This is a genomic window from Pseudomonas morbosilactucae (assembly GCF_023241665.1).
GTDB lineage: Bacteria > Pseudomonadota > Gammaproteobacteria > Pseudomonadales > Pseudomonadaceae > Aquipseudomonas > Aquipseudomonas morbosilactucae.
The window spans coordinates 1-20,407 of record NZ_JALQCX010000009.1; the positions used below are offsets into that span (position 1 = coordinate 1).

Sequence of the window (20,407 nt, forward strand, 5' to 3'; positions counted from 1 at the left end):
TTTTTTACTTGCTTGAGTCAGCAGGCGCAGTTATTGAAACAACGACTCACTGGACAGGCCATTTTTTTCAAGGATCTCACGCAAGCGCTTGAGCCCTTCAACCTGGATCTGCCGAACCCGCTCACGGGTCAAGCCGATTTCCAGGCCAACGTCTTCCAGGGTGCTGCTTTCATGACCACGCAGGCCGAAACGTCGCACGACTACTTCGCGCTGCTTTTCGGTGAGTTCACACAGCCACTGATCGATGCTTTGGGACAGGTCGTCATCCTGCAACAGTTCGCATGGATCGGTCGGACGGTCGTCCGTCAGGGTGTCTAGCAGGGTTTTATCCGAATCCGGACCCAGCGAGACATCAACCGAAGAAACCCGCTCATTCAGGCCGAGCATGCGCTTGACCTCTCCTACCGGTTTCTCCAGCAGGTTGGCGATTTCTTCGGGCGAGGGTTCGTGATCGAGTTTTTGAGTCAGCTCGCGGGCGGCCCGAAGGTAGACGTTGAGCTCTTTGACCACATGAATCGGCAACCGGATGGTCCGGGTCTGGTTCATGATCGCGCGTTCGATGGTTTGACGAATCCACCAGGTGGCGTAGGTCGAGAAGCGGAAGCCCCGTTCCGGATCGAATTTCTCCACCGCTCGGATCAAGCCGAGGTTGCCCTCTTCGATCAGATCCAACAGCGAGAGCCCACGATTGACATAACGACGGGCGATTTTCACCACCAATCGCAAGTTGCTTTCAATCATGCGCTTGCGCCCGGCCGGATCGCCACTCTGCGACAAACGCGCAAAGTGAACTTCTTCCTCGGGTGAGAGCAATGGGGAAAAGCCGATTTCATTGAGGTACAACTGCGTCGCGTCGAGCGCTCGCGTGTAATCAATGTATTTGTGTTGCTTGAGTGAAGCGGAGCTTTTGGATTTGGCGCGAACGGAAGGTGGAGTTGCCCCCTCATTATTCGACATCGAATCCATATCGATGCTGGTCTCCATCAGGAGAACCTCATCGTCGATGTCAAACTCCGGCACTTCTTTACTGAGAGCCATTGTTATAGTCCTTTGGTGAGTTCGACCTCAGGCTCAAGCGGCGCCTCTATCCTTGGCAACGCTGGAACCTGTCCCCTCTACGCGACGGAACAGGCTTGTAACAGATCAACGACGTGGCAGGAATTGCAACGGATCTACAGGTTTACCTTGTCGGCGAATCTCAAAGTGCAGTTTCACCCGGTCTGTACCAGTTGACCCCATCTCCGCAATTGTTTGCCCAACTTTGACCTGCTGCCCCTCCCGAACCAGGAGCCTGCGGTTGTGGCCGTAGGCGCTGACGTAGGTTTCGTTGTGTTTGATGATGACTAATTCGCCGTAGCCCCTTAAGCCACTCCCGGCGTAAACCACCGTCCCATCAGACGCAGCTAAAACAGGCTGTCCCAAATCCCCGGCGATATCAATGCCTTTATTCAAACTACCGTTTGAAGAGAATTTTCCAATAAGAATGCCGTTTGCAGGCCATCCCCAGCCCGTTGGGGCCGGGCCTGCCGGCGGTAGAGGTGCCGGCGTAGATTTGCTCGGCGTGGCCGGCGCAACGCCCACCGGACGCCGGGTCACGGTGGTTTTACTGGACGAGGAAGCACTGGATTGGGACGTGGTCACTACCGTGGTCGGTGCCGCACCCGAGCGACCGTCGAAACGAATCGTCTGCCCGGGATGAATGGTGAACGGTTCTGGAATGTTGTTACGCGCGGCCAGCGCCTTGTAGTCCCAACCATAACGGAAGGCAATCGAAAACAAGGTATCGCCACGACGAACCACATACTGGCCAGTGGTCACGGTTGGACGCTGGGCAACCGCGCTGTTGCGATCGACGACTCGCACACTGCTGGATTTGGTGCTGGAGCAACCGACCAACAAGGAACTCAAGACAAGGCTAATCATCAGTCGCTGAAAGCTTGTGATACCCATACGCTGCGCAATGACTGTGAGACTCACCCGCCGCTCCCTTTGTGGTGGTTGACGATAAAGATTGCCTGGCTCAGGCATGAAATGTCGCAAGTATAACTGGCTGCCGGTGCTTTACCGCTGGCAAAACGCAAGAAGCAGGCCGGTAGACGGTTGACCGATTCGACCAGACCGCAGCCTTCGACCCGGGCGATCAAACAGAATTCACCCCATGCCAACAAATGCTCAGGCCAACGGCCCATTGAGCAATGGCACGAAACGCACGGCCCCCAGAATATGCCGTGAAAAACCTTGCTCCTCACGAACGATCAGCATTAACTGCTGCACTTCGCCCGCACCGACGGGGATCACCAGGCGACCACCCGGTGCGAGCTGATCCAGCAACGCCTGTGGAACATCGGTCGCCACGGCGGTCACGATGATGCCGTTGTAAGGCGCCAATGCCGGCCACCCCTCCCAGCCATCGCCCCAGCGGAACACCACGTTACGCAGGTTCAACTCCTGCAGACGTTCCTTGGCCCGGTCTTGCAGGACCTTGATCCGCTCGACCGAAAACACCCGCTCGACCAATTGCGACAACACCGCCGTCTGGTAACCGGAGCCGGTACCGATCTCCAGCACCTTGTCCAGCGGCCCCGCCTCCAGCAGCAACTCGCTCATGCGGGCCACCATATAAGGCTGGGAGATGGTCTGGTTGTGGCCGATGGGCAGCGCCGTGTCTTCATAGGCACGATGCGCCAAGGCTTCATCGACGAACAGGTGACGCGGTGTGCGACGAATGACTTCCAGGACCTGCGGGTTGGACAGCCCCTCATCGTACAAACGTTGAATAAGGCGTTCCCGGGTGCGCTGGGAGGTCATGCCGATGCCCCGTCGCAGCAAATCGTCTTGCTCACGAGCCATCAGCGCAGTCCCTCCAGCCAGCCGTCGAGTGTTCTGAACGCCTCGTTGAAGGTTCGATCCAGTTGTAGCGGAGTCACCGACACATACCCCTGCATCACCGCATGGAAATCCGTTCCCGGACCACCGTCTTCGGCGTCACCGGCTGCGGCAATCCAGTAACCGGCCTTGCCCCGCGGGTCGACGACTTTCATCGGCGCGGCGGCGCGGGCGCGGTGCCCCAGGCGCGTCAACTGGATACCACGGATATGGTCCAGCGGCAGGTTGGGGATGTTCACGTTCAACACCGTACGCGGCGGCAGCTGCAGCGAAGCGTGAGCCGCCACCAGCTTGCGCGCGAAGTAGGCCGCCGTAGGCAGGTTCTCCAACTGGCGCGATACGAACGAAAACGCGAAGGCCGGCAGATCCAGAAAACGACCTTCGAGCGCCGCAGCGACAGTGCCCGAATACAGCACGTCGTCCCCCAGGTTGGCGCCCAGGTTAATGCCGGAAACCACCATATCGGGGGGACTTTCGAGCAAGCCATTAAGGCCCAGGTGCACGCAGTCGGTGGGCGTACCGTTGATGCTGATAAAACCGTTGCCCAAGGTCTGGGCGTGCAACGGACGGTCGAGCGTCAGCGAGCTGCTGGCGCCGCTTTTATCTTGATCCGGGGCAACCACCACGCACTCGGCATAATCCACCAGCGCAGCATGCAGCGCGGCGAGGCCGGGAGCGGTGACGCCATCGTCGTTAGAAATCAGAATACGCATGGGCTGTCCGTCTGCCCCACCGGCACCAGATCGACGAGTTCGCGCACCAATACAGTGGCGAAGCATCCAGCCGGCAGGACGAATTCCAATTGCAGAATGTCAGGCTCGGGATAATGCCACGTCAACCCGCCAATGGGCAGCCGCAGGATGCGACGTTCGTGGCTCATTCCCGCTTTTATCAACCAGTCCCGCAAATCCGCCTCACGGGCCGCAATGTCCTGTTCCAGGGCCTGGGTCACGCCGCTGGCAGGGGAATCACCTTCGCCCCACTGCGGGCCGGTCGGGTGCAGATCGAGAATCGCCAGGCGCGGGTCACTGCACTCGGCCTCCCCCGCCGGGAAGAAACTGCGGCTATCGGTGAAGGCCAGCAGATCGCCGACCTGGGCGCGCTGCCAACTGCCATCCGCCACACGCGCCGCCAGCACCTGGTTGAACAGGTAGCTGCGGGCCGTGGAAAGCAGGCGCGAGCGCACATTGCGCTGCTCAGGCAGGGCCTTGCGAGCGGCCCAATCCCGGGCATCCACCAGGTTGCCACCGTTATGGCCGAAACGCTGGGCACCGAAGTAATTGGGGATGCCCTGCTGGGCGATGGTCTTCAAGCGCTCGTCGATACCCGCCTGGTCGCCCTTGAGTTCGGTCAGGCGCAATGTGAAGCCGTTGGCCGCATGGGCGCCGCGCTGCAATTTGCGCTTGTGACGGGTCTGCTTGAGGATTTTCAGGGTGTCATTTTCGGCCGCGCTCATATCCGGATCGGCCTTGCCTGGCAGTTGCACACTGAACCACTGACGGGTCAGGGCCTGGCGATCCTTGAGCCCCGCGTAGCTGACAGTACGCAGAGGCACGCCCGCCGCCTTGGCGATACGCCGGGCTGCTTCCTCGGTATTCAGGCCACGTTTTTCCACCCAGAGCCACAGGTGTTCACCGTCGCCACTCAAGGGAATATCCAGCACTTCATCGACCTGGAAATCTTCAGCGGTGGCTTTGAGCACGGCACTGCCCAGGGCTTGACCATAGGCACGCGGGCCCAGCAATTGCAGTTCCGTCATGCGCGTAGCAACAAGGCAACGGAATGCACGGCAATGCCTTCTTCACGGCCGACAAAACCGAGCTTTTCGGTGGTAGTAGCTTTCACGTTCACTTGATCCAATTCGACTTGCAGATCCGCAGCGATCAGCGCGCGCATGCTTTCAATATGGGGCGCCATTTTCGGCGCCTGGGCGACAATGGTGTTGTCGACATTGCCGACTTTCCAGCCTTTGGCATGGATCAGCGCGACGACGTGACGCAGCAACACCCGGCTGTCTGCCCCCTTGAACTGCGGATCGGTGTCTGGAAAGTGTTTGCCGATATCGCCCAATGCCGCCGCGCCGAGCAACGCATCGCTCAGCGCATGCAACAGCACGTCGCCGTCAGAATGAGCGAGCAACCCGAAACCGTGTGCAATACGCACCCCGCCCAGGGTAATGAAATCGCCCTCAGCGAAACGGTGCACATCATAGCCGTGGCCAATACGCATAAAAAAAACGCCCTGATTGAGTCAGGGCGTGATTCTACCTGCTTTGTCGGACATTAGGCGCTAAGAGCCTGCGCATGATGCTGCAGGTGGTCGTCAATAAAACTGGCGATGAAGAAATAGCTGTGGTCATAGCCTGGCTGCAGTCGCAGGGTCAGCGGATGACCGGCGTTTTTCGCCGCTTGTTGCAGGACTTCGGGCTTGAGCTGGGTCGCCAGGAAATCATCACGATCGCCTTGATCCACCAGCAACGGCAACTTCTCGCTGGCCTCGGCAATCAGCACGCTGGCATCCCACTCGCGCCACCGCGAACGCTCCTCGCCCAGGTAGCGGGAGAAGGCTTTCTGCCCCCAGGGGCAATCCATCGGATTGCTGATCGGCGCAAAGGCCGAAACCGACTGATAACGCCCTGGGTTGCGCAATGCGCAGACCAGCGCGCCGTGCCCGCCCATGGAGTGCCCACTGATGCCGCGCTTGTCCGAAGCCGGGAAATGCGCCTCCACCAGGGCCGGCAACTCCTGCACCACATAGTCATGCATGCGGTAATGCTGCGCCCAAGGTTCCTGGGTCGCGTTCAGGTAGAACCCGGCGCCCAGGCCGAAATCCCAGGCGCCGTCCGGATCGCCCGGCACCCCGGCTCCGCGGGGGCTGGTATCCGGCGCGACGATGATCAAGCCCAACTCGGCCGCCATGCGCATGCGCCCGCCTTGTGCATGAAGTTCTCATCAGTGCAGGTCAAGCCAGACAACCAGTACAACACCGGCAGCTTGACCCCCTGCTCCGCTTGCGGCGGCAGGTAGACGGCAAACACCATGTCGCAACCCAGCACGCGGGAGCTGTGTTTGTATCGTTTGTGCCAGCCACCAAAACTCTTCTGGCAGGAAATATTTTCCAAGGTCATGGGAATGCTCCCAGCTACAAGTTGCAAGCTTCCAGCTGCAAGTCAGGCGCGCTCACTTGCAGCTGGTGGCTTGTGGCTTACAGCTGCTTCAGAAATGAATGACAGTACGGATGCTCTTGCCTTCGTGCATCAGGTCAAAAGCCTTGTTGATGTCTTCCAGGCCCATGGTGTGGGTGATGAAGGTGTCCAGCGGGATCTCGCCGGTCTGGGCCATTTCCACGTAGCTCGGCAGCTCGGAACGACCGCGCACACCGCCGAACGCCGAACCGCGCCAGACGCGACCGGTCACCAGTTGGAAAGGACGGGTAGCGATTTCCTGACCGGCACCGGCCACGCCGATGATCACCGACTCGCCCCAGCCTTTGTGGCAGCACTCGAGGGCGGCGCGCATCAGTTGCACGTTGCCGATGCATTCAAAGGAGAAGTCCACGCCGCCGTCGGTCATGTCGACGATCACGTCCTGGATCGGACGATCGAAGTCCTTCGGATTGACGCAATCGGTGGCCCCCAGTTGCTTGGCGATTTCGAACTTGGCCGGGTTGATGTCGATGGCAATGATCCGGCCAGCCTTGGCTTTGACCGCACCAATCACCGCCGACAGGCCGATACCACCGAGACCGAAGATGGCCACGGTATCGCCCGGCTTGACCTTGGCGGTGTTGATAACCGCACCGATGCCGGTGGTGACGCCGCAACCCAGCAGGCAGACTTTTTCCAGGGGCGCTTCTTTAGGGATCTTGGCCACCGAGATTTCCGGCAACACGGTGTACTCGGAAAAGGTCGAGGTGCCCATGTAGTGGAAAATTGGCTGACCTTTGTAGGAAAAGCGAGTGGTGCCGTCTGGCATCAGGCCCTTGCCTTGGGTGGCACGAATGGCCTGGCAGAGGTTGGTTTTGCCCGAACGGCAGAATTTGCACTGGCCGCATTCCGGGGTGTACAGCGGGATCACATGATCGCCGACCGCTACCGAGGTCACGCCCTCACCGATGGCTTCGACCACGGCACCACCTTCGTGGCCGAGGATCGACGGGAAGATGCCTTCCGGGTCAGCGCCAGACAGGGTGTAGGCATCGGTGTGACAAACGCCGGAAGCGACGACCCGCAGCAGGACCTCGCCAGCCTTGGGCATCGCGACATCGACTTCAACGATTTCCAGAGGTTTCTTGGCCTCAAAGGCAACGGCAGCGCGCGACTTGATCATCCTGTTTCTCCAAGCGAATAAAAACGAGACAGGGAGTGTAAAACAGCGCACCAGGATGAATAATCCAGACAAAAGCAAAACATTATTGCTGCACAGGGACAATCAACATGAATGAGAACCGCTGGGAGGGCATCGATGAGTTCGTGGCTGTGGCCGAATGCAGCCAATTCACAGCTGCGGCAGAGCGCCTCGGGGTGTCGTCCTCCCACATCAGCCGGCAAGTGGCGCGCCTTGAAGAGCGTCTGCAAACCCGCCTGCTGTACCGCAGCACCCGACGCGTCAACCTGACCGAGGCCGGGCAAACGTTTTTGCAACATTGCCAGCGCTTGCAGGACGGTCGTGAAGAGGCCTTGCGCGCTGTCGGCGACCTCACCAGCGAACCCAAAGGCATGTTGCGCATGACCTGCGCAGTGGCCTATGGCGAACGCTTCATCGTGCCGTTGGTGACGCGGTTCATGGCGCTCTATCCACAACTGCGGGTGGATATCGAGCTGAGCAATCGCCAACTGGACCTGGTGCACGAAGGCCTGGACCTGGCGATTCGTCTTGGGCGCCTGCAAGACTCACGCATGGTCGCCAGCCGACTGGCGCCGCGACGCATGTACTTGTGCGCGTCGCCGTCCTACCTGGCTCGGTATGGCCGGCCCCATAGCTTGTCGGAACTGAGCCGGCATAACTGCCTGATTGGCAGCTCGGACATTTGGCAACTGGCCCAGGATGGGCGGGAGTTTTCCCAGCGGGTCCAGGGCAACTGGCGCTGCAACAGTGGGCAGGCAGTGCTGGATGCGGCGTTACAAGGGGTCGGTTTGTGCCAGTTGCCGGACTATTACGTGCTGGAGCATTTGCACAGCGGCGCGCTGGTGTCGCTATTGGAGGCGCATCAGCCGCCGAATACGGCGGTGTGGGCGCTGTATCCACAGCAGCGACATTTGTCGCCGAAGGTCAGGAAACTGGTGGATTTTCTGAAGGAAGGATTGGCCGAACGGCCAGAGTACGAACACAACCCGTAGAAGCCGGCTTAAAGGCGATGGCGGCTGTAAATCACTGCCGAAAAACCAGGCCCTACAGAGGACGGCGGTTGGACCAGCGCAACCGCAGCCACTCCAGGTCTTCCGGCCGAGTCACCTTGATATTGTCCGAGCGCCCCTCGATCAGGCGCGGCGCCTGGCCGGACCATTCCATCGCGGAGGCTTCATCGGTGATCAGCGCATCGGCGACCAGGCTGTCGGCCAAGGCGCGATGCAACGCACCCAGGCGAAACATCTGCGGCGTATAGGCTTGCCAGATCAGGCTGCGGTCGACGGTTTCCACCACGCGCCCGTGCTTGTCGACGCGCTTGAGGGTATCGCGGGCCGGCACCGCCAGGAGGCCGCCCACCGGGTCGTCGGCGAGTTCGGCCAGCAGTTTGTCGAGGTCGCCACGACTCAAGTTAGGCCGCGCGGCATCGTGCACCAAGACCCAATCATCGTCGCAGGCGCCCAAGGCATTAAGTTGCAGCAACGCATTGAGCACCGAGCCCGAGCGCTCCGCCCCCCCTTGCGCACGATGAATACGCAAGTCAATGGCGCACGCCAAGTTGGGCCAGTAAGGATCATCAACAGCAAGACTGACCACCAGGCCCTTGAGGCCGGGGTGATCGAGGAAACAGCCAAGGCTGTGTTCGAGAATAGTGCGGCCACCCAGTTGCAGGTATTGCTTGGGGCGGTCCGCGGCCATACGGGCACCAATGCCCGCGGCAGGAATCACGGCCCAGAAGGCCGGCAGAACTTCAGTCATTGGGCCAACTGGTAGAGGGTTTCGCCCTCCTTGACCATGCCCAACTCATGACGAGCCCGTTCTTCAACGGTCTCCATGCCCTTTTTCAACTCCATGACCTCGGCATCGAGTACGCGGTTGCGCTCCAACAGACGCTCGTTTTCAGCGTGCTGGTCAGCAATCTGCTGAGTCAGGTCAGCCACCTGGGCCAGGCTGCCATTTCCCACCCACAGGCGGTACTGCAGGCCAGCCAGCAGCAGGAGCAAGACCAGGAACAACCAATTGGGACTGCGCATCGAATATCAGGTTTCCAGTGAAAAAAGACAGCCATGCCAACAACTTCGAACCGACTGATAGCACGAAGCCTGGAAGAACCAGGCTTGTGCTTGTAAGGCATCAGATTAGAGGCAAACAGTACGCTTTTGCGACTTTTTCGACACAATCCGCTGTCTTTTTAACCGCTAAGGCTCAGCCGCGAAACTCGCTGCGACCGTTGTACTTGGCCTTGCCGTTCAATTGCTCTTCGATACGCAGCAATTGGTTGTACTTGGAAACGCGGTCGGAACGGCACAGGGAGCCGGTCTTGATCTGGCCAGCCGCAGTCCCCACCGCCAGGTCGGCAATGGTGGAATCTTCGGTTTCGCCGGAACGGTGCGAGATCACTGCGGTGTAACCAGCGGCCTTGGCCATCTGGATGGCTTCCAGGGTTTCGGTCAGGGTGCCGATCTGGTTGAACTTGATCAGGATCGAGTTGGCGATCTTCTTGTCGATGCCTTCTTTCAGGATCTTGGTGTTGGTCACGAACAGGTCGTCGCCCACCAGCTGGGTCTTCTCGCCGATCTTGTCGGTGAGGATTTTCCAGCCAGCCCAGTCGGACTCGTCCAGGCCATCTTCGATGGAGATGATCGGGTAACGCTCGGTCAGACCTTTCAGGTAGTCGGCGAAACCTTCAGCGGTGAACACCTGGCCTTCACCGGACAGGTTGTACTTGCCGTCTTCGTAGAACTCGCTGGCCGCGCAGTCCAGAGCCAGGGTCACGTCGGTGCCCAGGGTGTAGCCTGCATTGGCCACGGCTTCGGAGATGACTTTCAGCGCGTCTTCGTTGGACGCCAGGTTCGGCGCGAAACCACCTTCGTCACCCACGGCAGTGTTCAGGCCACGGGCTTTGAGCACGGCTTTGAGGTGGTGGAAAATCTCGGTACCCATGCGCAGGCCTTCCGAGAACGACTTGGCGCCCACCGGCTGGACCATGAACTCTTGGATGTCGACGTTGTTATCAGCGTGCTCGCCACCGTTGATGATGTTCATCATCGGCACCGGCATCGAGTACACACCCGGCGTGCCGTTGAGGTTGGCAATGTGGGCGTACAGCGGCAGGTCCTGGTCCTGGGCAGCGGCCTTGGCAGCAGCCAGGGACACAGCCAGGATGGCGTTGGCGCCCAGGGTGGCTTTGTTTTCAGTGCCGTCGAGCTTGATCATCGCGTGATCCAGCGCTTTCTGATCGCTTGGGTCTGTGCCCAGCAGCAGGTCGCGGATCGGGCCGTTGATGTTGGCTACGGCCTTGAGTACGCCTTTACCCAGGTAACGGCTCTTGTCGCCATCACGCAGCTCGAGCGCTTCACGCGAGCCGGTGGAGGCACCGGACGGCGCGCAAGCACTGCCGATGATGCCGTTATCGAGAAGCACGTCCGCTTCGACGGTGGGATTGCCACGGGAGTCGAGAACTTCACGACCTTTGATGTCGACGATTTTTGCCATTGTTGTAAACACTCCAAAGTTGACGAAAACGCTGAGTACCGCTCGATTTATAACTTGTGGGTCAAATTGCTTTTTGTAGAGGGCGACTTGCCGGCGATCGGGCCCTTGAGCGCGCAATCGCCGGCAAGCCGGCTCCTACAGGGTTATGCGGTTTCGATGGTCGGGAAGCTCTTGACCAGTTCGTCCAACTGCTTGAGCTGGGCCAGGAACGGCTCGAGCTTGTCCAGGCGCAGGGCGCAAGGACCATCGCACTTGGCGTTGTCCGGATCGGGGTGAGCTTCCAGGAACAGGCCGGCCAGGGACTGGCTGATGCCGGCCTTGGCCAGGTCAGTGACCTGGGCCCGACGACCGCCTGCCGAATCGGCACGACCGCCCGGCATCTGCAGGGCGTGGGTCACGTCAAAGAACACCGGGTATTCGAACTGCTTCATGATGCCGAAGCCGAGCATGTCCACCACCAGGTTGTTGTAACCGAAGCTGGAACCACGCTCGCAGAGGATCAACTGATCGTTACCCGCTTCTTCGCATTTGCTCAGGATGTGCTTCATCTCCTGAGGGGCGAGGAACTGGGCTTTCTTGATGTTGATCACCGCGCCGGTCTTGGCCATGGCCACCACCAGGTCGGTCTGCCGGGACAGGAAGGCCGGCAGTTGGATGATGTCGCAGACCTCCGCCACCACCGCGGCCTGGGCCGGCTCGTGGACGTCGGTGATGATCGGCACGCCAAAGGCTTGCTTCACGTCTTCGAAAATCCGCATGCCCTCTTCCAGGCCGGGACCACGATACGAGGTCACCGAGGAACGGTTGGCCTTGTCGAAGCTGGCCTTGAACACGTAGGGGATGCCGAGTTTCTCGGTCACCCGTACGTATTCTTCACAGACCTGCATCGCCATGTCGCGGCTTTCCAGCACGTTCATGCCACCGAACAGCACCATCGGCTTGTCGTTGGCGATCTCGATGTTGCCTACGCGGATGATCTTCTGCGCCATCAGGTTCAGGCCTTCTTCTGGTGTTGAGCCAATGCTGCTTTGACGAAGCCGCTGAACAGTGGGTGACCGTCACGTGGCGTCGAGGTGAACTCAGGGTGGAATTGGCAAGCGACGAACCATGGATGATCCGGGGCTTCGACCACCTCAACCAACGCGCCGTCACCGGAGCGACCGGAGATCTTCAGGCCGGCTTCGATCAACTGCGGCAGCAGGTTGTTGTTCACTTCGTAACGGTGACGATGACGCTCGACGATCACGTCCTTGGCGTAGCAATCGTGAACCTTGGAGCCAGCTTCCAGCAGGCAATCCTGAGCACCCAGGCGCATGGTGCCGCCCAGATCGGACGCTTCGGTACGGGTTTCCACGGCACCGGTGGCGTCTTCCCACTCGGTAATCAGGCCCACGACCGGGTGGCCGCTGGCGCGGTCGAACTCGGTGGAGTTGGCGTCTTTCCAGCCCAGTACGTTACGGGCGAACTCGATGACCGCCACTTGCATGCCCAGGCAGATGCCCAGGTACGGCACCTTGTTTTCGCGAGCATATTGCACGGCAGTGATCTTGCCTTCCACGCCACGCAGACCGAAGCCACCCGGAACCAGGATCGCGTCGACGCCTTCCAGCAGCGCAGTGCCTTGGTTCTCGATGTCTTCGGAGTCGATGTAGCGCAGATTGACCTTGGTGCGATTGCTTATGCCGGCGTGACTCATCGCTTCGATCAGCGACTTGTAGGCGTCCAGCAGCTCCATGTACTTGCCGACCATGGCGATGGTGACTTCGTGCTCAGGGTTGAGCTTGGCGTCGACCACGGCTTCCCATTCGGACAGATCGGCACCGGCGCATTGCAGGCCGAAACGCTCGACGACGAAATCGTCCAAGCCCTGGGAATGCAGGATGCCCGGGATCTTGTAGATGGTGTCGGCGTCTTCCAGGGCAATCACCGCACGCTCTTCAACGTTGGTGAACTGGGCGATCTTGCGACGCGAGGAAATATCGATCGGGTGATCGGAGCGGCACACCAGCACGTCCGGCTGCAGGCCGATGGAACGCAGTTCCTTGACCGAATGCTGGGTTGGCTTGGTCTTGGTTTCGCCAGCCGTGGCGATGTACGGAACCAGGGTCAAGTGCATCAGCATCGCGCGCTTGGCGCCGACCTCGAAACGCAATTGACGGATGGCTTCGAGGAACGGTTGCGACTCGATGTCACCCACGGTGCCGCCGATCTCGACCATGGCCACGTCGGCATCACCGGCGCCCTTGATGATGCGGCGCTTGATTTCGTCGGTGATGTGCGGGATCACCTGAATGGTGGCGCCCAGGTAATCACCGCGGCGCTCTTTGCGCAGCACGTGCTCGTAGACACGGCCGGTGGTGAAGTTGTTGTTCTGGGTCATGGTCGTGCGGATGAACCGCTCGTAGTGGCCCAGGTCCAGGTCGGTCTCGGCGCCGTCATGGGTGACGAACACTTCACCGTGCTGGAACGGGCTCATGGTGCCCGGGTCGACGTTGATGTACGGGTCCAGCTTGAGCATGGTGACCTTAAGTCCCCGCGCCTCCAGGATGGCCGCCAATGAAGCCGAGGCAATGCCTTTCCCCAATGAAGAAACAACACCGCCCGTGACGAATATGTAGCGCGTCATGAAAAACCCTAGAAGTCTGCGTTAAAGCGGTCCGAGCCGCCGGGGAAAGCGAAGGAAGGCCGAAGCCCCCGATCACCTGCATTAATCACAGTGCACCTTTCAAAAAAACCGCCGCGTTGGGACAGACCGGAAGTGAAAACACCGGTACGTTGCTCGCTACACATTTTTTGGAATCGCCCAGCAAAGACTGCTTGGTAATCGGCAACTTCTGTAATTCAGGCGAATCCACAGAAGTTGTATCAAGAAGGGAGCGTAGTCTACCGGAAAGCCCCTTTCAGCTCAAACCTTGATCGCTGTTCGGCGGCTGCCAATGCAATTGCCAGCAATCATGGGCGTTTGCGACAAGCCCTGGCAGATTCGCCACCGCCAGCAGTTGCCCGTCCCGGTACAGCAGCGGCAATCTGCCACGGGCGAACACCGGCAGGCCGCTCTCGTTGAGCAAGCGCTTCAAGTCGCGATGCCCACGCCCAGGCAAGTGCATGACCTCACCGCCCTGGCGATAACGCACCTGCAACGGCCCCGACGGCACCTGCCCGCTGAACGACAAGTGGCCATTGTCCGGCAGCTGCAACGGGTATTGCGGGGCAAGCCAATCAGCCGCCGGTTGCAGGTCACGCAACCAGGCCCCGTGCAACCACCAGAGCCGTCCGCCGGTGCGGTGCAGCTCGCCATCGGCCAGGCGCCAGAGCGGCCGCGCATCACCCGCGGCGTCCCGCAATGTCTGCCAGCCCGCCCAGTGCTCGGCATCCGGCAACCGAGTCAGCGAGCTCAGCCAATGACTCAAGGCATTGCGCTGGCGCGCCTCAGACACCCCCTGCAAGGGGGCCAGTAACAGCGAAGGCACAGCCAGCCAGTCGAACGCCCCGGATTCACGCGCTGCCGCCAGATCCATCTGTGCCAGCTCATCAAGCAGCCCTTGCGCCTCGCTCATGTGCGAGGCGCTGCGGGCCATGCACCCGACGGCTTGCGGCCAGCGCTCCGTGAGCCGCGGAAAAACCTCATGGCGCAGGTAGTTGCGGGAGAACTGACGGTCGCCGTTGGAGGGGTCTTCAATCCAGTGCAACTGACGCTCAAGCGCATAGCGCTCAAGATCGGCACGCGAAGCCTGCAACAACGGACGCAGCAAATGACCGCCGCCCAGCGGCCGCACAGCAGGCATCGCCGCCAACCCACGTACCCCCGCGCCACGCAATAGCCGAAACAGCAGGGTTTCCGCCTGATCGTCACGATGCTGGGCGGTCAACAGCAGTTCATCGATACCCACCCGCGTTTCGAAGGCCGCATAGCGCGCCTCACGGGCTGCCCGTTCCAGGCTTGCACCCGGCTCAACCTGGACCTCGAGTACTTGCAATGGCACGCCCAAGGCATCGCATACCGCCTGACAATGTGCCGGCCAAGCATCAGCCGCCGCTTGCAAGCCATGATGGACATGCAGCGCATTCAGAGGAGGCAGAGATTGATGCCGGGACAGGTCGGCCAAGAGATGGAGCAATACCGTGGAATCAAGACCGCCAGAGAATGCGATATGCCACGCGGGGGAGTCGCGCCAGGGTGCCAGGTTTTGCAGCAGTGTGGCGGAGAGAGAATTCATGAGCCTATCAAGACCTGTAGGAGCGGCCGGTCGGCGTTACGCTGGCCCGCGAAGCATGAAGCAATCGATCAGATCGACCGCTTCACCGCCACACGAGCCGGCGCGCCCCTACAAGAGGGAACGACGCTCGATCAGAGGCCGTAGCTCATCAGGCGGTCGTAACGACGGGCCAGCAGCGTGTCGTTATCCATGCCCTTGAGCATCGCCAATTGCGAGGTCAGCTCGGCACGGATCGACGCGGCAGCGGTGACCGGGTCACGGTGTGCGCCACCCAGTGGTTCGCCGATGACTTTGTCGACGATACCCAGGCCTTTCAGACGCTCGGCGGTGATACCCATGGCTTCAGCAGCATCCGGTGCCTTCTCGGCGGTTTTCCACAGGATCGACGCACAGCCCTCAGGGGAGATCACCGCGTATGTCGAGTATTGCAGCATGTTCAATTGGTCGCAGACGCCAATGGCCAGCGCACCACCGGAACCACCTTCACCGATCACGGTGGCGATGATAGGGGTCTTCAGGCGTGCCATGACCCGCAGGTTCCAGGCAATGGCTTCGCTCTGGTTGCGCTCTTCAGCGTCGATGCCCGGGTAGGCGCCCGGCGTGTCGATAAAGGTCAGGATCGGCATTTTGAAACGTTCAGCCATTTCCATCAGACGGCACGCCTTGCGGTAGCCCTCGGGACGCGGCATCCCGAAGTTGCGGCGAACCTTCTCGCGCACTTCACGGCCTTTCTGGTGGCCGATGATCATCACTGGCTGGTCGTCCAGACGAGCGACACCGCCGACAATCGCGGCGTCATCCGAGAAGTGACGGTCGCCGTGCAACTCGTCGAACTCGGTGAAGATGTGCTCGATGTAGTCCAGGGTGTACGGACGACGTGGGTGACGCGCCAGACGCGCAATCTGCCAGCTGGTCAGCTTGCCGAAGATGTCCGCGGTGAGCGTGCTGCTCTTGTCCTGCAGGCGGGAGATCTCATCGCCGATATTCAGCGAATTGTCATTACCGACCAAGCGCAACTCTTCGATCTTGGCTTGCAGGTCGGCGATCGGCTGTTCGAAATCTAGAAAATTCGGGTTCATAGGCGTCCGTCTTGGGTCGACATCCAAGAGAGCTTGGGCCGGCCGGTTGTCTATTCGCGCCTACCTTAAGGGAGAGGCGCGTTCAGGTCGAGATTAAAAATGGGGTCGAGATCAGGGCACGCTCAATAACGACAACGAACGGCACCTGACCATCAACGGTATTGGAGGAAGACGTTGTCTCGCCCGAACTGGTCACGCAGGGCTTGAATCAAGCTGTCCGCCGGATCGATCCGCCAGCCTTCGCCGAACTGCAGCAAGGCTTTGGCATCCTCCCGGGTGTACTCCATGGTAATCGGGCAAGCCCCGCGGTGGCGCTTGCACAACTCGCCCAGCCAGCGTAGCTGATCGCCCTTCAGGGCTTCGGTATGCACCTTCAGCCGCAGGCTTTCCGCCAGGTTGGTCCGGGCATCTTCCATACTCATCACGCGCTTGACCCGCAAGCGCAGGCCGCCGGAAAAGTCGTCATTGCTGACCTCCCCTTCGACCACCACCATCGCATCGGTCTGCAGCAGGGACTGCGCCGAATGGAAGGCATCGGCAAACAAGGACGCTTCAATCCGCCCCGAACGGTCGTCGAGGGTGATAAAGCCCATCTTGTCGCCCTTTTTATTCTTCATCACCCGCAGGGCGATGATCATGCCCGCCACCGTCTGGGTATCCCGCGCTGGCTTCAGGTCAATGATGCGCTGCCGGGCGAAACGGCGGATTTCGCCTTCGTACTCATCGATCGGGTGCCCGGTCAGGTACAGACCAAGGGTGTCTTTCTCCCCTTTCAGGCGTTCCTTGAGGGTCTGTTCTTTGGCCTTGCGATGATTGGCATAGACATCCGCATCCTCCTCGACGAACACACCGCCAAACAGGTCGGCGTGGCCACTGTCGTGGGTACGCGCGGTCTGTTCCGCCGCCTTGATCGCCTCTTCCATGGCCGCCAACAGCACGGCGCGGTTCTGGTCGATGCTGGCTTGATAAGCTTTGGGCTCGTCATGGAAGTACGGCCCCAGGCGATCCAGGGCGCCACTGCGAATCAGGCCGTCCAGGGTGCGTTTGTTGATGCGCTTGAGGTCGACCCGGGCGCAAAAGTCGAACAGGTCCTTGAACGGCCCCGCTTCGCGCGCCTCGGTAATCGCTTCCACCGGACCTTCACCCACGCCCTTGATCGCCCCAAGGCCATACAGGATGCGGCCTTCGGCGTTCACCGTGAACTTGAACTCAGAGGTATTCACGTCCGGCGCGTCGAGGCGCAACTTCATGGTCCGCACTTCTTCGATCAAGGTCACGACCTTGTCGGTGTTGTGCATATCCGCAGACAGCACCGCCGCCATAAAGGGCGCCGGGTAATGGGCCTTGAGCCAGGCGGTCTGGTAGGACACCAGGCCGTAGGCGGCGGAGTGGGATTTGTTGAAGCCGTAACCGGCGAACTTTTCCACCAGGTCGAAAATGTTACCCGCCAGGTCCGGGTCGATGTTGTTGGTGGCGCAGCCCTCAATAAAGCCGCCACGCTGCTTGGCCATTTCTTCGGGCTTTTTCTTACCCATGGCTCGCCGCAGCATGTCCGCACCACCGAGGGTGTAACCGGCCATGACTTGGGCGATCTGCATCACCTGTTCCTGATACAGGATGATGCCGTAAGTCGGTGCCAGGACCGGCTTGAGACCCTCGTACTGATAGTCCGAGTGCGGATAAGCCAGCTCGGCGCGACCGTGCTTACGGTTGATGAAGTCATCCACCATGCCCGATTGCAGTGGGCCCGGACGGAACAGGGCCACCAGTGCGATCAAGTCTTCCAGGCAGTCGGGCTTGAGCTTCTTGATCAGCTCCTTCATGCCTCTGGATTCAAGCTGGAACACCGCAGTGGTTTCAGCTTTCTGCAACAGGCTGTACGTCGGCTTGTCGTCCAGGGGGATGAAGGCGATATCCAGCGGCTCTTCACCGGCCTTGGCGCGGTCGCGGTTGATGGTCTTCAGGGCCCAATCGATGATGGTCAGGGTCCGCAGGCCGAGGAAGTCGAACTTCACCAGGCCCGCCGCTTCGACATCATCCTTGTCGAACTGGGTCACCAGGCCATCACCTTCTTCGTCGCAATAAATCGGCGAGAAGTCAGTCAGCTTGGTCGGCGCGATCACCACACCACCGGCGTGCTTGCCCACGTTACGCACAACGCCTTCGAGCTTGCGGGCCATCTCCCAGATTTCCGCCGCTTCTTCATCGACCTTGATGAAGTCCCGGAGGATTTCTTCCTGCTCGTAGGCTTTTTCCAGGGTCATGCCGACTTCGAAGGGGATCATCTTCGACAGACGGTCGGCCAAGCCATAGGACTTGCCCTGCACCCGCGCCACGTCGCGTACCACCGCCTTGGCCGCCATGGAACCGAAGGTGATGATCTGGCTTACCGCGTTGCGACCATATTTCTCGGCCACGTAGTCGATCACCCGATCCCGGCCGTCCATGCAGAAGTCGACGTCGAAGTCGGGCATGGAGACCCGTTCCGGGTTAAGGAAACGTTCGAACAGCAGGTCGTATTCCAGGGGGTCGAGGTCGGTGATCTTCTGTACATAGGCCACCAGCGACCCGGCACCCGATCCGCGGCCTGGGCCCACCGGCACGCCGTTGCTCTTGGCCCACTGGATAAAGTCCATCACGATCAGGAAGTAACCGGGGAAGCCCATCTGGATGATGATATCCAGCTCGAAATTCAACCGATCGACATACACCTGGCGCTTGGCCTCGTAGTCCTCGGTGGTGTCTCGGGGCAGCAACACCGCCAAGCGCTCTTCCAAGCCGTCGAACGACACCTTGCGGAAGTACTCGTCGATGGTCATGCCATCGGGAATCGGGAAGTTGGGCAGGAAGTGCGTGCCCAGTTTCACCTCGATATTGCAGCGCTTGGCAATTTCGACGGTGTTTTCTAGGGCCTCGGGCAGGTCACTGAACAGCTCGGCCATCTCTTCCGGGCTTTTCAGGTACTGCTGATCGCTGTAGTTCTTCGAACGCCGCGGATCGTCGAGGGCCCGGCCCTCACCGATGCAAACGCGGGTTTCGTGCGCCTCGAAATCTTCCTGCTTGATGAAGCGCACGTCGTTGGTCGCCACCAGCGGCGCACCCAGCTTGTCCGCCAGGGCCACAGCGGCGTGCAGTTGCTCTTCATCATTGGCGCGATTGGTGCGCTGGATTTCCAGGTAGAAGCGATCCGGGAACACCGCCATCCACTCGCGGGCCAGGGTCTCGGCCAGTTCCAGATCGCCGGCGATCAGCGCCATGCCGATCTCGCCCTCCTTGGCCGCCGACAGCATGATCAGGCCTTCAGCCGCCTCGGCCACCCATTCGCGCTCGATGATGATCTGACCATTGCGCTGGCCATCGATAAAGCCGCGGGAAATCAGCTCGGTCAGGTTGCGATAACCCACGGCATTCATCACCAGCAGGCTGATGCGGCTCAGGGGGTTATCGGGGTCCTTGTTCGACAGCCACAGGTCGGCGCCACAGATCGGCTTGATCCCGGACCCCATGGTGGCCTTGTAGAACTTGACCAGGGAACACATGTTGTTCTGATCGGTCACGGCTACGGCTGGCATGCCCAGGCCCGCCAGGGCTTTGACCAAGGGCTTGATACGCACCAGGCCATCGACCAGGGAGTATTCAGTGTGCAGGCGCAGGTGAACGAATGAAGCCGGCATAGTGATCCTGTAAATAGCGCAAAAACAACAAGGCCCGGATTGTACCGGGCCTCGACTAAAACATCAGCCTCAAGGCTGCATCTTGCTCAAGCTCTCACGCAGCTCGTAGGCCTGGCGCACAGGCGCAAAAGAGCGCCGATGGATCGGAGTCGGCCCCAGGCGGGCCAGGGCTTCCAGATGGACGGGCGTCGGATAGCCCTTGTGGCCGCCAATGCCATAGCCTGGGTAGATCAACTCAAACGCCGCCATCTCGCGGTCGCGACTGACCTTGGCCAGAATCGACGCCGCAGCGATCGCCGGCACCTTGCTATCGCCCTTGACCACGGCTTCAGCCGGCATCGCCAGTTTCGGGCAGCGATTGCCATCGATCATCGCCAGTTTCGGGGTAATGCTCAGCCCCTCCACCGCACGCTGCATGGCCAGCATAGTGGCGTGAAGAATATTCAGCTCGTCGATTTCCTCGACTTCAGCCCGGGCAATGCACCAGCTCAGGGCCTTTTCGCAAATTTCGTCGTACAGTTTTTCACGACGGGCCTCGGTGAGTTTCTTCGAGTCGTTGAGACCGAGAATCGGCCGATTGGGATCGAGGATCACCGCCGCCGTCACCACCGCACCGCACAAGGGGCCACGACCGACTTCATCGACGCCGGCTACCAGGTCCTGGGCATCGGCCACCAGGGAGAAATCCAGTCCCATCTGCATTTTTGCCT

The 20,407-nt window shown here is 60.3% G+C and carries 17 protein-coding genes and 1 pseudogene; 1 reads left to right on the top strand and 17 read right to left on the bottom strand.

Annotated features, from left to right (window positions below; translation table 11 throughout):
* Positions 1-30: 30 nt before the first annotated feature.
* The 8 genes and pseudogenes from rpoS to M1B35_RS05080 all read right to left on the bottom strand — a co-directional run bounded on the left by rpoS (position 31) and on the right by M1B35_RS05080 (position 7,214).
* Complete coding sequence (rpoS, locus tag M1B35_RS05045) at positions 31-1,038, bottom strand: RNA polymerase sigma factor RpoS (RefSeq protein ID WP_123336651.1); 1,008 nt, start codon at positions 1,036-1,038, stop codon at positions 31-33.
* Between the two features lie 105 nt (positions 1,039-1,143).
* Complete coding sequence (locus M1B35_RS05050) at positions 1,144-1,977, bottom strand: peptidoglycan DD-metalloendopeptidase family protein (RefSeq protein WP_268261394.1); 834 nt, start codon at positions 1,975-1,977, stop codon at positions 1,144-1,146.
* Between the two features lie 195 nt (positions 1,978-2,172).
* On the bottom strand, positions 2,173-2,808 hold the full coding sequence (locus M1B35_RS05055; protein WP_185039434.1) for a protein-L-isoaspartate(D-aspartate) O-methyltransferase: 636 nt from the start codon (positions 2,806-2,808) through the stop codon (positions 2,173-2,175).
* A gap of 41 nt (positions 2,809-2,849) precedes the next feature.
* Complete coding sequence (gene surE / locus M1B35_RS05060; RefSeq protein ID WP_123336658.1) at positions 2,850-3,599, bottom strand: 5'/3'-nucleotidase SurE; 750 nt, start codon at positions 3,597-3,599, stop codon at positions 2,850-2,852.
* Entirely contained in the window at positions 3,587-4,645 is a 1,059-nt protein-coding gene (gene truD / locus M1B35_RS05065) for a tRNA pseudouridine(13) synthase TruD (RefSeq protein ID WP_123336660.1), read from the bottom strand. Before truD ends, surE begins: the two co-directional genes overlap by 13 nt.
* Positions 4,642-5,115: a 2-C-methyl-D-erythritol 2,4-cyclodiphosphate synthase gene (gene ispF, locus M1B35_RS05070; protein WP_007907189.1), complete on the bottom strand. Its 474-nt coding sequence runs from the start codon at positions 5,113-5,115 to the stop codon at positions 4,642-4,644. The genes truD and ispF overlap by 4 nt, the downstream gene beginning before the upstream one ends.
* 53 nt (positions 5,116-5,168) lie before the next feature.
* A pseudogene (fghA, locus tag M1B35_RS05075) lies at positions 5,169-6,013 on the bottom strand (S-formylglutathione hydrolase).
* A gap of 88 nt (positions 6,014-6,101) precedes the next feature.
* Positions 6,102-7,214 (bottom strand): S-(hydroxymethyl)glutathione dehydrogenase/class III alcohol dehydrogenase, encoded by a 1,113-nt coding sequence (locus M1B35_RS05080; RefSeq protein ID WP_123336664.1) that lies wholly within the window; start codon positions 7,212-7,214, stop codon positions 6,102-6,104.
* Positions 7,215-7,321: 107 nt separating this feature from the next.
* On the opposite strand from M1B35_RS05080, the gene M1B35_RS05085 reads away from it, so the two are divergent.
* Complete coding sequence (locus M1B35_RS05085; RefSeq protein ID WP_123336666.1) at positions 7,322-8,224, top strand: LysR family transcriptional regulator; 903 nt, start codon at positions 7,322-7,324, stop codon at positions 8,222-8,224.
* A 52-nt stretch (positions 8,225-8,276) separates the two neighbouring features.
* Here M1B35_RS05085 and ispD read toward each other — a convergent pair whose 3' ends face one another.
* From ispD to rnhB, 9 genes are all read right to left on the bottom strand, one after another.
* Complete coding sequence (gene ispD / locus M1B35_RS05090; protein WP_268261395.1) at positions 8,277-8,990, bottom strand: 2-C-methyl-D-erythritol 4-phosphate cytidylyltransferase; 714 nt, start codon at positions 8,988-8,990, stop codon at positions 8,277-8,279.
* Entirely contained in the window at positions 8,987-9,265 is a 279-nt protein-coding gene (gene ftsB / locus M1B35_RS05095) for a cell division protein FtsB (RefSeq protein ID WP_011059544.1), read from the bottom strand. Before ftsB ends, ispD begins: the two co-directional genes overlap by 4 nt.
* A gap of 172 nt (positions 9,266-9,437) precedes the next feature.
* Positions 9,438-10,727 carry a phosphopyruvate hydratase gene (eno, locus tag M1B35_RS05100; RefSeq protein ID WP_123336670.1) on the bottom strand — a complete coding sequence of 430 codons (1,290 nt, stop codon included), beginning with the start codon at positions 10,725-10,727 and terminating at the stop codon, positions 9,438-9,440.
* A 143-nt stretch (positions 10,728-10,870) separates the two neighbouring features.
* A complete protein-coding gene (gene kdsA, locus M1B35_RS05105; protein ID WP_123336672.1) occupies positions 10,871-11,716 on the bottom strand; it encodes a 3-deoxy-8-phosphooctulonate synthase in 846 nt (281 codons plus the stop codon).
* A 5-nt stretch (positions 11,717-11,721) separates the two neighbouring features.
* The gene (locus M1B35_RS05110) at positions 11,722-13,353 is read right to left on the bottom strand and encodes a CTP synthase (protein WP_123336674.1); all 1,632 of its coding nucleotides are present in this window, start codon (positions 13,351-13,353) and stop codon (positions 11,722-11,724) included.
* A 274-nt stretch (positions 13,354-13,627) separates the two neighbouring features.
* Complete coding sequence (gene tilS, locus M1B35_RS05115) at positions 13,628-14,944, bottom strand: tRNA lysidine(34) synthetase TilS (RefSeq protein ID WP_268261396.1); 1,317 nt, start codon at positions 14,942-14,944, stop codon at positions 13,628-13,630.
* A gap of 131 nt (positions 14,945-15,075) precedes the next feature.
* Positions 15,076-16,023, bottom strand: coding sequence for an acetyl-CoA carboxylase carboxyltransferase subunit alpha (locus M1B35_RS05120; protein WP_268261397.1), 948 nt, complete (start codon positions 16,021-16,023; stop codon positions 15,076-15,078).
* Between the two features lie 152 nt (positions 16,024-16,175).
* Positions 16,176-19,697: a DNA polymerase III subunit alpha gene (gene dnaE / locus M1B35_RS05125; RefSeq protein ID WP_268261398.1), complete on the bottom strand. Its 3,522-nt coding sequence runs from the start codon at positions 19,695-19,697 to the stop codon at positions 16,176-16,178.
* A gap of 69 nt (positions 19,698-19,766) precedes the next feature.
* Positions 19,767-20,399: a ribonuclease HII gene (gene rnhB / locus M1B35_RS05130; RefSeq protein ID WP_123336682.1), complete on the bottom strand. Its 633-nt coding sequence runs from the start codon at positions 20,397-20,399 to the stop codon at positions 19,767-19,769.
* Positions 20,400-20,407: the final 8 nt, after the last annotated feature.